The organism is Thermohalobacter berrensis (assembly GCF_003609645.1).
In the GTDB taxonomy this organism is placed as follows: Bacteria; Bacillota; Clostridia; order Tissierellales; family Thermohalobacteraceae; genus Thermohalobacter; species Thermohalobacter berrensis.
Genome location: NZ_MCIB01000012.1, coordinates 43,656 through 58,697, shown reverse-complemented (window position 1 = coordinate 58,697; position 15,042 = coordinate 43,656). Strand labels below are relative to the sequence as shown.

Below are 15,042 nucleotides of genomic sequence, written 5' to 3'. Positions count from 1 at the left end.
CATTGGAACAACGAACCCGGTTCGGCGTTTCATTTTATTATGTTTTTTGATACGCTAAATAAGAAGTCTATATATTCATCCTTTGACATCTTTGGTTTAAAGTTATCTATTATCTCTTTCCCTAATTTCGCATCATCATAAAGCAAATCAATAATTGTTAATGCTATTGCCTTTGCTGGAACAATATATGCTAGATATGGATCTTCAATTTTAAAGTCTCTTGTATGTAAATTGCCTTTAACTCCTCCTATAAAAGGATGAAGGCTTGGAATCAAATGGGAAACATCTCCAAAATCAAAGGAACCAGCAAATTCTCCACCAACCATTATATCCTCTTTATCAATAAAATTAATCAGATTATCTTTAAATACCTCATCAAGCTCATTATTGTTTAAAAGAGGTAAATATCCTGGTATCTCATTAATTTCAATATTAGCACCTACAGCTTTAGCTCCTGCAATTAATGAACGGTTTACCTTCTTATTAGCATCTAATATACTTTCAATTGTTTTCCCTCTAACATAGGTTTCCATCCTCACATCAGCAGGTACAATATTTACTATATCTCCCCCTTTAGTTATTATAGGATGGACTCTTATTTTATCTTCATCTTTAAAGGTTTCTCTTTGTGCATTAATATTATTTATAGCAAGCATTGCTGCATTTAAGGCGTTTATGCCTTCTTCTGGTGCACCACCAGCATGAGACTCCTTCCCAATAAATTTAACCTTTTTTCCTATAAATCCATTACCACTTCCCCCTATTAGAGCTTTTTTTCCTTGAGAACTTAAATCTAATGAATGGAACATTATAGCTATATCTAAGCTATCAATTTCCCCTCTATATATAAGTTCTTGTTTCCCTCCAAAAAAGTTTATCTTTCCTTCATCCTTTATTCTCGATCTATATTCTAATTCTACATATTCTTCAGCAGGAACTGCTATAAACTCTACATTACCATTAAGTTTTTCTAAAACTCCAGAACTTATTAACCCTATAGCCGTTCCAAGCATTCCAGCTATTTGAATATTATGACCACAAGCATGTATTGCCCCGGTTTCTTTATTAGCATCTGGGTGTTCTTTGCAGATTACAGCGTCTAATTCCCCCATAACTCCTATTGTTGGCCCAATATCATTATGTTTTATAATACCTTTACAACCTGTTACTGCAATATTTTCTTTAGTTTTTAACCCTAACCTTTTAAATTCTTTTAAAACAAGTTTTGTAGCAAAATTTTCTTTGTATCCAAGCTCCGGATTATCATAAATTCTTTTTCCTATGTTAATTATATATTCAGCATTGTTATCAATAGCTTTACAAACACTTTTCTTCAAAGCTTCCTTATTCACTTTATTCATCCCTCCTAATTTTAACCAGAAAAACTTCGGGTAACCTAAATAGATTACCCGAAGTTTTTTTATTAAATTATTCCTTGTATCTTTAATACTATGTGAGATACAATAGCTGATCCAAAATATGTTCCAGCAAAAACAGTTATTGCTATTATAAACATCTTCCAGCTTAACTTTTTAAGTTGCTGTACCTTACTTCCAACAGAAATACCTGCAAAGGCTAGTATTGGAGTTGTAGTTCCTAAAAAGTTAACTTGATTAGTATATTCTAAAAACAACTTAGAAGTAGGCATAAAAGGCATACTTAACAATAGTGCTATTAAAGAAGCCCATGCAAAAGCTGGGAATTTCAACTTAGGTGTTAACTCTCTAATTTTTAAAGCTAACATAGCTATTAGTAAAACAACTAATGTTCCAGGTATTGATTTTAGAGGAGATAACCCATATCCTATCCACTGGCCTATTAATATCATAAAGCCAACAACTAACATAACTTTTACTTGATTAAGCGTCCTCTCTAACATCTTTTTTACCTCCTCTTCTACCTAACTTCGGTTCAAGTTTCCTATATAAGTAGTTGTTTAAAGGTATCCCAAGAAATATAACTGAATATAATCCTGTAACTCCTGTTAACATATTACTTGTTGCTGCATATGCAAGAATAGTTTCCTTCATTTCTGGCACTGCCACTGCCAAAGATGATGAAGCAGCTGTCATCATACTACCACTACCCATTCCAGATGCCATTGCTAAAGCATAAGGATGAAGACCTGTTATTGGAGCAAAGGAAGCCAATATACCAAAAAATATTGTTCCAAATACTGTTCCAATTAAATAAGTTCCTAGAACTCCTGTCCCCTCTGGAGAATTTATTCCATATCTTTCTCCTATAACCCCAAGGGTTGGTTCTCTACATATACTTACTGTTGCTCCAAATGCTTCTCTCTTAAGCCCTAATAATAATGCAAGTGGTAAACCTAAAAATATAGTTCCTAAATTTCCTAACTCTTGAAGTAGAAAGGCTGGTCCAGCTTGAATAATCTTTAAAATATTAGGTCCTACTAATGTTCCGTATTTAACACCTAAAGGAAGTAATGAAATCATTACCATAGTTCCAGCTAGTTCTATTTCCTCTTTAGAAATCAACTTCTTTAATCCTTTTATACGCTTTCCCAAGACATCAGGTGTAATTAGTAAACCTATTATAACTGCATAAAGCATAGGTAGTAGAACAACTTGTCCAGGACCAATTGTAAATTTCTTTATTCCTATAAACTCGGTAATAATAACAATTACTAATACTATAAAAAATAGTTTAGCAAATATATTCATTCTTCCCTTTGTACTAAGTATTTTGTCTTGCTGTTTTGCCATTGATTCTCCCCCTTTAATACATTAATAGGCTAATAAATAAAAAAACTTCCCCCCTTCTCCTTAATTATTAAAAAAGTTGGAACGCCGAACCGGGTTCAGCGTTCCATATTCATCATAGGCTTCTATTAATTGCTTAAGGCAAGGCTTTGCCAGCAGGAACTATAACAACCTTTAGAATACGCATATAGTGCTTATTTACCCTAAGCTAACTGAAGGAACTCCCATGCAATTATAGAAATCTTTTTTAATTCGTATATAACTGATAGTTTTTCTTTAACATCTCCTATAAGCTTTTGTGGAACTACAACTGCTTCTATATCTTCTAATTTAAAGTTAAAATCACCTATATGTCTCCACTCTCTTTCTCTATAAAATGAGACTCCATCTTTTATATCAAATTTAGTTATTTTAATAAAGTTAGATAAGAAATTTGATATTTTACTAATGTCTATCTCAGCTTTTTCTTTTCTTGCTATTGACATTAATGAATAAAAATTCCTTATTCCCTGAGGATCGTCATAAAGTAATTCTTTATAAGCCATATCAACTAATTCAGGATCATGAAAGATTTTCTTGATAAATGGTAGGTTGTTTTCTGAAATATATAATACTGGCATAAAATTATCATGTATTGCTTTAGCCTTAAAGCCTATTGCAACATTTCCATAGTATTTTCCATGAGTTAATAAATCCTTCAATGGTATATCTGTAACACAGCAAAATTTTTCTGTTTGAAAATTTTCAGCAATCTTCTCGTAACATGTTGCAAGTAATTTTTTGCTTTCTAATATTTTAAACATAATTTCAACTGAGTGTTCTTCTTTCTTAGGGGAACCATATTGTAATATATCTTGTGGTTTTTCAAGTTTTGACCAATCTATATTCTCTGGCGAGCCCGTAAAATGCCAATATATATTTGAATAGTATCTTTGCATTTACATCATCCTATTCATTATAACTTTCTTAAATGAATTTATATCAAAACTAGTCCTATAACATCTCTTTCTATCTTTTCTCCAAAACTTTTTATATGCATTTTCATAATCATCTAACTCAAGGGGTTTTTTATAAATATAAAAATTATTCTCATCTTCCAAATGGTCTATAACTGCATATATAGGACCTATAGAGCATTCACCTATTAAAAAAGTAACATCCAATCTAGGAATATTAATAGTAAATATACTATCATATACTAATCCTTCATTTAAGTCCTCAAATTTTAAAATAAAACTGCTAGCTTCTGCATATTTATCAATATCTAAATTAACTTTTATATTTTCCTTTTTTAATGCTAATTCCTCATTTATTTCAAAACAAGCCTGTTTAACTATAGGATTAATTTCTTCAAATTGATGAGCAAAAAATATACTCCAAACTGTTTCTTCTTCAATCTCACCTTCTTCTATTAAATCACAAATTTTGTCATATAGTAATTCCATTTGTTCTGGTTTTTCTTTCTTCAATTTAGGATAAAAAAACTCAATAATAAAATCCAACACTCTATTTATAACACCTAAAATTTCATGATAATCAATTAATTTAGTTAATCCTAAGTGTATTAGTTTATTTCTTATTTTACCGATTTGCTTTAAATCTTCATAATCCTTTTTTGAAATATTAAAAAGGTGCTTTAATCTAGTAATACATTCTTTATAACTTATTGTAAATACATCAGCCTCACTTACAACTAAAGCTTCATGGATTGGTACATAAAATTCATTTTCTATTCTTCCTTTTAACAAATCAAGCAAAGGTTCAGAAATATCTTTATATATAAGAAGTTCATTTATATCACATAAAACCTTTTTACCGAGAATTTCAATAGCATTTTGAATGCTAATAACAGAAAGTTTTAAGTAACTATCTCTTTGAAATTCATAATTATCATCATAGAAAATATATTTTTCGTAGAAGGCAACACCAGTATTTAATGAATCTATACCATTTTGTAATAATTCAAACTCCATATCTATTCTCTCCATCTTCTTGTTTAACTCTAACCTTCGCAGGAACTATACACCCGGTTCACTGTTCCTAGACTCGTCTCTAACAAACTAAAATACTACTTTTAGAATTACTTCGCTAAAAAAATACAAATTCCTGCTATATTTTGTAAAATTTTATAATATTTTTGTATTTATGCATTTATGAAATAAATTCTATATTAATAAAGGTCATAACCAACTTAATTACTTGGGTATGACCTTCTTAAATTTACTAATCCATGATACATCCCAATGCCAATGAAAGCTCCTGCACTATCAATCATTACATCAGTAATCTGTGCATCTCTTCCAGGTACAAATAACTGATGTACTTCATCACTTATAGCATAAAGAATGCAAAACACAAATGAAAATATAAATCCTTTAAAACCCTTAACTTCACTTCTCACAAATGCATTTATCACCAATATCCCCAGAACTAGATATGATGTAAAATGAGCATATTTCCTTACAATATGGTTAAACTCTTTTACTAAGTCTATCCCTTGTTTTTCCCTTCCAACTCAACTACCTTATCTACTGTCTCTACAATAACTTTCGTTACCTTTTTACTTAGCCCATTAGACTGATGGGCTGGTTGGAATGATAAATAAAATATAAGAACAAGCCATAGCAATACACTTGTCCACGAAATTATAATGATTACTTTATTTTTATTCATTTTATATCAAATCCTAACATTGTCTACTTTTTTCTAACTTTCTACAATTTAAAGGAACTATGAACCCGGTTCGGCGTTTCATAAATTACTTTTTGCCTTATATATTGCCCATTGTTAATTAATTTAGTCTCTATTATATAAATCTCTAGTATACACTTTATCCTTGACATCATCTAACTCTTTACTCATTCTATTGGCTAGTATCACATCAGACATTTCCTTAAATTCATCTAAATCTCTTATTACTCTAGAATTAAAGAAAGAATCTTCTTCTAATACTGGCTCATATACTACTACTTCTATTCCTTTACCTTTAATTCTTTTCATAACACCTTGAATAGCAGATTGCCTAAAATTATCAGAACCAGCCTTCATTGTTAACCTATATACTCCTACAATCTTAGGGTTCTTTTTAATTATCATTTCTGCTATATGGTCTTTTCTTGTTCTATTTGCATCCACTATTGCTCCAATGATATTATTAGGAACATCTGCATAGTTCGCTCTAAGCTGTTTAGTATCCTTTGGAAGGCAATATCCACCATAACCAAAGGAAGGATTATTATAATGATTGCCTATTCTAGGGTCAAGACATACCCCTTCTATAATTTGTTTAGTATTTAATCCTCTAACTTCTGCATATGTATCTAATTCGTTAAAAAATGCAACCCTCATAGCTAAATATGTATTTGCGAACAGTTTAATAGCTTCTGCTTCTGTTGAATCAGTAAATAATACTGGAACATCTTTCTTTATTGCTCCTTCAACCAAAAGATTTGCAAATTCCTCTGCCCTTTCTGATTTCTCGCCAACAATTATTCTTGAAGGATATAGGCTATCATAAAGTGCTTTTCCTTCCCTTAAAAATTCTGGAGAGAAAATAATATTATCTGTATCAAATTTTTCCTTTATTTGTTTTGTGTATCCTACTGGTATTGTAGACTTAATAACCATTACTGCATCTGGATTTATTTCTAAAGCATCCTCTATAACCTTTTCAACTGTACTTGTATCAAAGTAGTTTTTCTCTGGGTCATAATCTGTAGGTGTTGCTATAATAACAAACTCTGCATCTTTATATGCTGTATGTTTATCTGTTGTTGCTACAAGATTTAATTCCTTTGTAGATAAAAACTCTTGAATCTCTCTATCTACTATAGGCGATTCCTTTCTATTAACCATATCTACTTTTTCTTGAATAATATCAAGGGCTGTTACTTCATTATGTTGAGCCAATAATACAGCCATTGATAAACCAACATACCCCATACCTGCAACAGCAATTTTCATACTAGTGTCCTCCTCTAACTGCTTTTTTATATCTGTAACTTATCTCCTTATCATTACATTATGATAGCATAATTATATTTCCATTATGTCATAGCAAAGGAACGCCGAACCTGGTCTGGCGTTCCAAGTTTATTCTTCTTTGCCTGCTGCAACCTCTTTGTCTATCTCTATTCTTAAATCACTTTTTAGTAAACCTATTAAATACTCTTTAAAATCCCTTCTTAAGTCTTCTCTTTTTAAAGCAAATTCTATTGTAGCTTGCAAAAATCCTAGCTTATTTCCAACATCATATCTTCTTCCTTCAAATGTATATGCATACATAGCTTCTTTAGTTGCTAATTCTTTTAATGCATCTGTAAGCTGTATTTCCCCTCCTCTACCAGGTTTAGTATGTTCTAATATATCAAATATTTCTGGTGTAATAATATATCTTCCTAATATCGCTACATTTGATGGTGCTTCATCAACACTTGGTTTTTCAACCAAACCCTTTACCTTATATACTCCCCCTTCTATATGCATTCCTGATACTATACCATATTTACTTACATCTTCTTTAGCTACCTCTTGAACACCTAAAATTGTAGTTTTATATTCATCATATACATCCATAAGTTGTTTTAAACATGGCTTCGGTTTTGAATCTACAATATCGTCACCTAATAATACTGCAAAAGGTTCATCTTTTATAAAAGATTTTGCACAATATATTGCATGACCTAATCCCTTAGGTTCTTTTTGTCTTATGTAATGTATATTTACCATATTTGATATATCTTGAACTATTTCTAATAATTCATCTTTACCTTTCTTTTCAAGCATCATTTCAAGTTCTACAGACTTATCAAAATGATCTTCAATAGCTCTTTTATTTCTACCTGTAATTATAAGTATATCTTCTATACCTGATTCTATTGCTTCCTCTATGATATATTGAATTGTTGGTTTATCTACAATAGGAAGCATTTCTTTAGGCTGTGCCTTTGTAGCAGGTAAAAACCTTGTACCTAATCCTGCAGCTGGTATTATAGCTTTTTTAACAGCTGACATAAAAACCCCCCACACCTATTTAATTTACAATTACTAAATTAATAGCTCCTTATTTACATTTCTACATCTAGTTTTTAACTCCTTTATAATGGGTTAAATTATATATTAAATTGAATAAAAAAAAATTATCCTTTCTAGTTTAACTATTAATATGCTCCTTCTTTTTTTAATAGTACTGGTATTGTTTTTAACATAATTATTATATCTAACCAAAATGACCAATTGTTTATATAATATATATCTAATCTTACCCTCTCTGAAAAGGGTAATTTATTCCTTCCACTTACTTGCCATAATCCTGTTAAACCAGGTTTAATCTTAAGAACTACTTTTCCATATTTTCCATATCTGTCCATTTCATCTTTTAACATTGGTCTTGGACCTACTATACTTAAATCTCCTCTTATAATATTAATAAGCTGAGGTAGTTCATCTAAACTTGTTTTTCTTAATATCTTCCCTATAGGAGTTATTCTTGGATCATTCTTTAACTTTCTATAGGTATTATATTCTTCCCTAATTTTGGGATCATTTTTTATTAATTCTTCCAGAACTTCTTCAGCATTCTCTATCATAGTTCTAAATTTAATTATTCTAATTAATTCTCCATTCATTCCATACCTTTCCTGGACAAAAAATATACTTCCTTTTGTTGTTATCTTTATTAAAAGCATTATTAATATAAAAATGGGAGATATTAATATAAATGCTGGTATAGTAATACATAAATCAAATAATCTCTTTAGCTTTGCCTGCATAGGAGTCAAAGCCCCTTCTTTAAATTTCACAAGGGGAATTGTACTTATTTGTCCTATATCAACTGGATTACTAGTAAGGTCTAATATATCTGGTATCATATAAGCCTGTATATAGTTTTCTTCACAATAATTTATTATGTCTTTAATTACATAACTATCTCCTGAACTTATGATAACTGTATCAATCCTTTTATCATAAATAATTTGTTTATAATGTTTTGTTCTACCTAAATAAGGATAATTTCTTTTTACTCTTTTATTTTCCTCATCTATATAACCTGCAATAAAGTAGCCAAACTCTTCGTGTTTAGAAAGATAGTCTAAAACACTTAAACTTCTCTCATTTAATCCTACACATAAAAGTCTTCTAACTCCAATGCCTTTCTGATATAATTTTTTTATTATATATATTGATATATATCTTCCTAATAAAAGTAAAATAACTGCTGAAATAGAAAAGTATCCTAAAGCTAAACGGGAATATGATACTTTTCTAACGTAAAATGAAAATAGAAAGAATATAAGAATTGAATAAATAAATGAGTTAATAATCTTAGGAACTTGAGCAAACCATGACCTATACTTTAAATCATATAATTTATTAAAATACATACTTATAACTGTAGAAACTACTATGAATACTAAGGCAAATATATACCAGGGAAGATTAAATTCCTTCCAATTAAATGAGAATCTAATTCCTACTGCTATTAGTCCAGATACACAAAGCATTAATATGTCTGTTATATAAAATATTAACTTTATTTGTCTATCTTTGCTATTTCGCATTTTATCACCCTATTAAAAGCTATTAATTTTTTCATTAATAAATTCCATAATGTCCTTTTTAAACCTATTAATACTAAATCTCAAAGCATGGTTTCTTATAGTTTTTTTATCAAAGTTGTAATTTCCTTTCTGAAAATCTGTTACTACTTTTTTCAAACTATCTACACTTTGATTATGGAAAAAAAGTCCAGTTTTTTCATTAACCACAGTTTCTAAAGCTCCACCTTTACCATATGCTATTACCGGTCTCCCACAAGCCTGGGCTTCTACTGGAGTTATACCAAAATCCTCTTCACCTGGAAAAATGAATGCTTTACATCTCCTATAATATTCTCTTACTTCTTCATCAGATAATCTACCTAAAAAAGTAATATTATTTTTGGCAATTTTTTTATATCTAGCAAGCTCTGGGCCGTCTCCTATTATAACTAAAGGTAAACCTAAGTCATTAAAAACTTCTATTGCCAAATCTATTCTTTTATAAGAAACTAATCTTGATACTATAAGATAATACTCTTCATCTTTGTTAGATGGAGTATAAAAGTCTGTATTAACAGGTGGATATATAACTTGTGCATCTCTTCTATAATGCTTTTGTATTCTTTTCTTTACATTATTTGAATTAGCTATAAAGTAATCTACCCTATCAGAAGATACTTTGTCCCACATTCTTATATGATTCATTAAACCAGCAATTAATGACTTTGATATTATATTTTTATCTTTTATATATTCGTGATAAAAATCCCATCCATATCTCATAGGTGTATTACAGTATGATATGTGTAAAGTATTTGCCCTAGTTAATACTCCTTTAGCACAACAAGTAGAAGAACTTATTACTAAATCGTATTCTGATAGGTCAAATTGTTCCACAGCTATTGGCATTAGTGGTAATAAGTTTTGATATTTTTTTTTACTAAAGGGAATCTTTTGTAAAAAAGAAGTTCTTATATCCATATTTCTAAAATCATCTGGCATATTTTTAGAATTATATACTAAAGTATATATGGGGGCTTTAGGAAATAACTCATGTAAAATCAATATTATTCTTTCTGCACCTCCCATATTTGTAAGCCAGTCATGAACAATAGCAACTTTCATTTATTCCACCTCTAGTTTAATACTTAAAGTCTTAGAACCTTTATCTTTAAACCATGTAACACCTTCATGAACCATATCGAACTCTATTTTGTATTTGCCAGGTTTTTCGGGCATTTTAACTATTCCATTTAATTTTATTTCTTCTCCAGACCTTACTGACTTTGTAAGATTAGTTCTTTCCCCATCATAAACGATAATTTCATTATTAATATCAAAAATATGATAAGACAAATTAATACTATTTTTATCATCTTTTAGCCATGCCATTGTACCAGTATTTTTTATATTTAAAGGTACTTTTATAAGCTCATTAGGTTTTCCTTTTATAAGCTCTCTATTTGTGGTAATTTCTGCTCCGTATTGATTTAGTTTACTTGTACTATCTTGATATTTAGCTGCCTGCAGACTTGCATTAATATATAAAAGAATAATAATTAATATAGGTATAATTACAAAAGTTACAATATTTTTTAGTTTTTTCATATCTTCACCCCATAAGCTCATCATATATTGATAATACTTGTTTTGCTGTATTTTCCCAGTTGAATTTTTTGCTTCTTTCTTTTCCTTGAAAACCTAACTTTTCTCTTAAATCTTTATTTTTAATTATACTATATATACCTTTAGCAATTGAATCTATATCCTCAGAATTTACATATATTCCACTATCTCCAACAACTTCTGGTAAAGAAGATTTTTTAGAAACTACCACAGGTATACTACATGTCATTGCTTCTAAAGGTGGTAAACCAAATCCTTCATATAAAGACACATATACAAATACTTTAGCACCACTATATAGTAAAGGTTTATCTTTCTCTTCTACATAATCAGTAAAAATAACTCTTTCATCCAATGCTAACTGTTTAACTTTATTAAATATATCTTTGTAAAGCCAGCCTTTTTTCCCAGCAATAACTAATTTTTCTGTAATGCCCTCTTTTACTAACTTATTATAGACTTCAACTAATCTTATTATATTTTTCCTTGGTTCAAGTGTCCCTAAATAAAGTATATAATCACCTTCTATATTATATTTTTCTTTAACTTTTTGTATTTTAAATTTATCTTTAATCTTTTCGTAGTCAGGCCTTCCAGGATATACAATCCTGACTTTAGATTCATCTATATCAAATACTTCTACAAGGTCTTTTTTTGTATTATTTGAATCTACTATTATTCTAGATGCCCTTTTAACACTTATTGGAGCAATAATTTCTTTTATTTTTCTACTTCCATAAGTGAAAGCATGTGGATATTTGTAAAAGGATAAATCATGAATTGTAATAATAAATGGTTTATTTATTTCTAAAATTGGTGAACTATAATCAATAAAATGGATAAGTTCATAATCTTTATATGTTTTTGGCAAAACTAATTGTTCTGATAGTATCCTTTTTAATGAACTATTATATTTTTTATTAACAACTTCTATATTCTTAATATCTATATCTTTTTGAATTAAAGCTGAAATATTATAATCTGTATTTATCTTTCCTATTTTGCTAACAAGATTATATCCATAGTTTCCAATACCTGTACTTTTATTATCTATTAACAGACCATTTATAAGTACTTTTTTCATAATCTCCAACTTCCCTATAAACTTGTAGTAATTTTTCTGCTGACCTTTTCCATGAAAATTTTTTACTCTGTCTTATGCCTTCCTGTACCATTTTATTTCTTGAATTTCTATCTTCTATAACTTTTATTATTGCATTAGTTAATTCTTTTGTACTTTTAGGATTAACTAATAATCCTGCATTACCAACCACTTCAGGCAATGCAGAAGTATTTGAAGTTATAACAGGTACACCTGCAGACATAGCCTCTAGTACAGGCATACCAAACCCTTCATATAAAGATGGAAATACAAAAGCTTTACTCATTTTATATATTAAAGGCTTGTCTTCTTCATCTACATAGCCAGTAAATATCACTTTTTTCTCTATTCCATAGTCCTTTACCTTTTTAAATATCTCTTTATACATCCAGCCTTTCTTACCTGCAATCACTAAATATATATTAGTATCATACTTTTTTAATAGATTTTGATAAGCTTTTATTATTGTAGAAATGTTTTTTCTTGGCTCTAAGGTTCCTAAATACAAAATATATTTTTCCGGTAACTTATATTTCTCCCTTACCTTATTAATTTCTTCCCTATTAAAATCCCTATTATATAATTTAATATCTATACCAGGATGTACAATTTCAACTTTTTCCTCTGATACATCAAGAAATTTTATTATTTCTTTCTTTGAATTTTTAGATATAGTTATAATTTTATCAGCTTTTTCAACGGATCTTTTTAATTCTTTATCTAATCTATTAAAGTTTCTTTTGTCCATAGTTTCAGGGTGAAGCTTGTACACCATGTCATATACTGTAACTATTACTTTACCTTTTATTCTAGGTGGAACAATATAGTTAAAAAAATGATATATGTCGGCTTTACTGTTAAATAGTGAATTATAAGTTAATGGTATATAAGCCCATACCCTTCTATAAATGCTGTAAGGGATTAATTTATTTATTTTTATATTAAAATTAATATTTTCTAAGCTATCCTTAATATTATTTCTATTAATAAAGTTGAATCCGTAACCTTCAAAATTAAAATCATTATTATAAAAGTTTTTTAAAATTTTTTGTGTATACCACCCTACACCTGTTTTATCTTTAAGAATAGGTTGTATTTCAACGCCTATTTTCATATAATCACCTTATTCATCTTTGGAAGTAGCAACTTCATCTAATAAATACTCACTTTTCATATTCTTTTCTCTAAAATTATCATACTGTAGTTTTTTCATTCTATATAACATTTCATCGTTTATCTTTCTATTAGCCATTATAGCATCTGCCAATAAGCCAAACATTCCTAGTTGAAAACCTGTAGTTATTAGAATTGATGCAAGTATAAGGGATTGTATATGTCCATCGCCTTGTCCATTAAAAAGAAAATACAAATATCTAACTCCTATTAGAAAACCTATACTGAACATAGCTAATCCAAGTGATAGGAAAACCTTTAATGGTCTATACATTGAATATGTCCTAATTATAGTTGAAGCAGATTTTTTTATATATCCCCACATACTTTTAAAGAGTCTTGATTCTCTTAGTTTTTCATTTGTTCTTATTGGAACATTTTCAATAGCAGTTTTCTTTCTACCTGCTTCAATTATTGTTTCTAATGTATAAGTATAATCTGAAACTACGTTTATTCTCATTGCTGCATCTCTACTATAAGCTCTAAAACCACTAGTTGTATCAATTACATTACTATTAGATGCCAGTCTAACAACCCAGCTCCCCAGTTTTTGTAATTTCTTTTTAAGTGGTGAAAAATGCTCTATAGTATCTGTCTGTCTATCTCCCACAACTACTTCTGCTTTACCTTCTACAATTGGCCTTACTAGTTTTTCTATGTCTTATCCATTATATTGATTGTCTCCGTCTGTATTAACAATAATGTCTGCACCTAACCTTAAACATGCATCAATACCAGCCATAAATCCTTTTGCAAGACCACGGTTGTTTGGAAAACTAACTATATGATGAACACCTAATTCCCTAGCTACTTCTACTGTTCTATCTTTACTACCATCATTAATAATTAGATATTCTATTTCATCTATACCATATATTTCTCTTGGTAAATCCTTTATAGTTAAAGGTAAAGTCTTTTCCTCATTATAACAGGGAATTTGTATTATTAGTTTCATTTATTATTCCTACCTTTCTTTCTAATATTATATTACTAAAATAGGCAGCCAAGTCAGCTAATACAGTTATTAAACGTATAATAATTGAGACAAATACAATATTATCTGTATTAAAAATTTCGCTTAACATTAAAATCATTATAGATTCTCTAATCCCAATACCTCCTGGAGACCCAGGAGTTAAGTAACCTAATAACCAAGCCAAAATATATATACCTGAAATATAAAATATATTTTCATTACCAATAGGACAATCAACAATAAATATTGACACTGCTAAAAACACAAATATATTTAAAAAGAATATAAAAGTATATATTAAAAACGAAAACAACAAAGATTGAATTTTTAGTTTTTTATCAATCATTTTTTTGCTTTTTATATATATTAGTACAATAATAGGTATAATCATTAAAAAAACTAAAATTACTAATGTATTTATATTTAGATATATTGTATCTCCTAATTGCTTAATAGCAAATAATAGTTCATTACGTACAAAAACTATAACTATAGCAAAAGCACTTAGTATTTTTAGAATTATCTCAAGTATTGTCGAATAAAACATATTTGTTTGTTCAATATTATATTTACTACCAATTATATTTCTTGAAGCATAGTGCATTACATTGCCAGGTAAATATTTACTTACATTTGATTTGGCATAAATGTTGATAATTTCTAAAATATTAAGTTCTGAAGAAGATAACATTTCAATTAGTTTTTTCCAGGCCAAAGAATTTAATAAAACGGAGCTTGAAAGAACAATCGCTAAAACAACTATAGTTAGAAATACATTTGGCTTTAATAACAGCTTAAAACCTATATCAAAACTTAATATTGATTTAATAATAAATAATAAACTTATTCCAGTAATAATTTTCCCTAAATACTTTATATATTTCTTTTTAATCATTATTC

17 protein-coding genes are annotated in these 15,042 nt (G+C 28.8%); all 17 read right to left on the bottom strand.

The features are described 5' to 3' along the window. Window positions 1-29: 29 nt before the first annotated feature. Window positions 30-1,352, bottom strand: coding sequence for an amidohydrolase (locus tag BET03_RS06940; protein WP_120168702.1), 1,323 nt, complete (start codon window positions 1,350-1,352; stop codon window positions 30-32). A gap of 71 nt (window positions 1,353-1,423) precedes the next feature. Further along, window positions 1,424-1,879, bottom strand: a complete 456-nt coding sequence (locus BET03_RS06935) for a hypothetical protein (protein ID WP_120168700.1) — start codon at window positions 1,877-1,879, stop codon at window positions 1,424-1,426. Further along, window positions 1,860-2,729 carry a DUF3100 domain-containing protein gene (locus tag BET03_RS06930; RefSeq protein WP_120168698.1) on the bottom strand — a complete coding sequence of 290 codons (870 nt, stop codon included), beginning with the start codon at window positions 2,727-2,729 and terminating at the stop codon, window positions 1,860-1,862. The genes BET03_RS06935 and BET03_RS06930 overlap by 20 nt, the downstream gene beginning before the upstream one ends. Before the next feature lie 200 nt (window positions 2,730-2,929). Continuing rightward, the gene (locus BET03_RS06925) at window positions 2,930-3,664 is read right to left on the bottom strand and encodes an abortive infection system antitoxin AbiGi family protein (protein ID WP_120168696.1); all 735 of its coding nucleotides are present in this window, start codon (window positions 3,662-3,664) and stop codon (window positions 2,930-2,932) included. Continuing rightward, entirely contained in the window at window positions 3,665-4,714 is a 1,050-nt protein-coding gene (locus tag BET03_RS06920) for a hypothetical protein (RefSeq protein WP_183108766.1), read from the bottom strand. Between the two features lie 203 nt (window positions 4,715-4,917). Next, entirely contained in the window at window positions 4,918-5,148 is a 231-nt protein-coding gene (locus BET03_RS13820; protein WP_243096886.1) for a VanZ family protein, read from the bottom strand. A 68-nt stretch (window positions 5,149-5,216) separates the two neighbouring features. After that, entirely contained in the window at window positions 5,217-5,399 is a 183-nt protein-coding gene (locus tag BET03_RS13815; protein ID WP_243096880.1) for a VanZ family protein, read from the bottom strand. 123 nt (window positions 5,400-5,522) lie between these two features. Further along, complete coding sequence (locus BET03_RS06910) at window positions 5,523-6,689, bottom strand: nucleotide sugar dehydrogenase (RefSeq protein WP_120168692.1); 1,167 nt, start codon at window positions 6,687-6,689, stop codon at window positions 5,523-5,525. 129 nt (window positions 6,690-6,818) lie between these two features. Beyond that, a complete protein-coding gene (galU, locus tag BET03_RS06905; protein ID WP_120168690.1) occupies window positions 6,819-7,739 on the bottom strand; it encodes a UTP--glucose-1-phosphate uridylyltransferase GalU in 921 nt (306 codons plus the stop codon). 146 nt (window positions 7,740-7,885) lie between these two features. Then, the gene (locus tag BET03_RS06900) at window positions 7,886-9,286 is read right to left on the bottom strand and encodes a sugar transferase (RefSeq protein WP_120168688.1); all 1,401 of its coding nucleotides are present in this window, start codon (window positions 9,284-9,286) and stop codon (window positions 7,886-7,888) included. A 12-nt stretch (window positions 9,287-9,298) separates the two neighbouring features. Continuing rightward, window positions 9,299-10,390 (bottom strand): glycosyltransferase family 4 protein, encoded by a 1,092-nt coding sequence (locus BET03_RS06895; RefSeq protein WP_120168686.1) that lies wholly within the window; start codon window positions 10,388-10,390, stop codon window positions 9,299-9,301. Then, window positions 10,391-10,873 (bottom strand): COG1470 family protein, encoded by a 483-nt coding sequence (locus tag BET03_RS06890; protein ID WP_183108765.1) that lies wholly within the window; start codon window positions 10,871-10,873, stop codon window positions 10,391-10,393. 4 nt (window positions 10,874-10,877) lie between these two features. After that, on the bottom strand, window positions 10,878-11,975 hold the full coding sequence (locus BET03_RS06885; RefSeq protein ID WP_120168682.1) for a glycosyltransferase family 4 protein: 1,098 nt from the start codon (window positions 11,973-11,975) through the stop codon (window positions 10,878-10,880). After that, the gene (locus tag BET03_RS06880) at window positions 11,938-13,107 is read right to left on the bottom strand and encodes a glycosyltransferase family 4 protein (protein WP_120168680.1); all 1,170 of its coding nucleotides are present in this window, start codon (window positions 13,105-13,107) and stop codon (window positions 11,938-11,940) included. Before BET03_RS06880 ends, BET03_RS06885 begins: the two co-directional genes overlap by 38 nt. A 9-nt stretch (window positions 13,108-13,116) precedes the next feature. Beyond that, window positions 13,117-13,776 (bottom strand): glycosyltransferase family protein, encoded by a 660-nt coding sequence (locus tag BET03_RS06875; RefSeq protein WP_279230364.1) that lies wholly within the window; start codon window positions 13,774-13,776, stop codon window positions 13,117-13,119. A 51-nt stretch (window positions 13,777-13,827) separates the two neighbouring features. After that, window positions 13,828-14,121 carry a glycosyltransferase family 2 protein gene (locus BET03_RS13950; RefSeq protein WP_279230363.1) on the bottom strand — a complete coding sequence of 98 codons (294 nt, stop codon included), beginning with the start codon at window positions 14,119-14,121 and terminating at the stop codon, window positions 13,828-13,830. After that, window positions 14,090-15,037, bottom strand: a complete 948-nt coding sequence (locus BET03_RS06870) for a lysylphosphatidylglycerol synthase transmembrane domain-containing protein (protein ID WP_120168679.1) — start codon at window positions 15,035-15,037, stop codon at window positions 14,090-14,092. The genes BET03_RS13950 and BET03_RS06870 overlap by 32 nt, the downstream gene beginning before the upstream one ends. Window positions 15,038-15,042 lie beyond the last annotated feature (5 nt).

Bases quoted from the DNA above. Each gene is read 5' to 3' on its own strand.
- BET03_RS06935 (WP_120168700.1), bottom strand. From the start codon at position 1,879: ATGTTAGAGAGGACGCTTAATCAAGTAAAAGTTATGTTAGTTGTTGGC.
- BET03_RS06930 (WP_120168698.1), bottom strand. From the start codon at position 2,729: ATGGCAAAACAGCAAGACAAAATACTTAGTACAAAGGGAAGAATGAAT.
- BET03_RS06925 (WP_120168696.1), bottom strand. From the start codon at position 3,664: ATGCAAAGATACTATTCAAATATATATTGGCATTTTACGGGCTCGCCA.
- BET03_RS06920 (WP_183108766.1), bottom strand. From the start codon at position 4,714: ATGGAGAGAATAGATATGGAGTTTGAATTATTACAAAATGGTATAGAT.
- BET03_RS13815 (WP_243096880.1), bottom strand. From the start codon at position 5,399: ATGAATAAAAATAAAGTAATCATTATAATTTCGTGGACAAGTGTATTG.
- BET03_RS06910 (WP_120168692.1), bottom strand. From the start codon at position 6,689: ATGAAAATTGCTGTTGCAGGTATGGGGTATGTTGGTTTATCAATGGCT.
- galU (WP_120168690.1), bottom strand. From the start codon at position 7,739: ATGTCAGCTGTTAAAAAAGCTATAATACCAGCTGCAGGATTAGGTACA.
- BET03_RS06900 (WP_120168688.1), bottom strand. From the start codon at position 9,286: ATGCGAAATAGCAAAGATAGACAAATAAAGTTAATATTTTATATAACA.
- BET03_RS06895 (WP_120168686.1), bottom strand. From the start codon at position 10,390: ATGAAAGTTGCTATTGTTCATGACTGGCTTACAAATATGGGAGGTGCA.
- BET03_RS06890 (WP_183108765.1), bottom strand. From the start codon at position 10,873: ATGAAAAAACTAAAAAATATTGTAACTTTTGTAATTATACCTATATTA.
- BET03_RS06885 (WP_120168682.1), bottom strand. From the start codon at position 11,975: ATGAAAAAAGTACTTATAAATGGTCTGTTAATAGATAATAAAAGTACA.
- BET03_RS06880 (WP_120168680.1), bottom strand. From the start codon at position 13,107: ATGAAAATAGGCGTTGAAATACAACCTATTCTTAAAGATAAAACAGGT.
- BET03_RS13950 (WP_279230363.1), bottom strand. From the start codon at position 14,121: ATGAAACTAATAATACAAATTCCCTGTTATAATGAGGAAAAGACTTTA.
- BET03_RS06870 (WP_120168679.1), bottom strand. From the start codon at position 15,037: ATGATTAAAAAGAAATATATAAAGTATTTAGGGAAAATTATTACTGGA.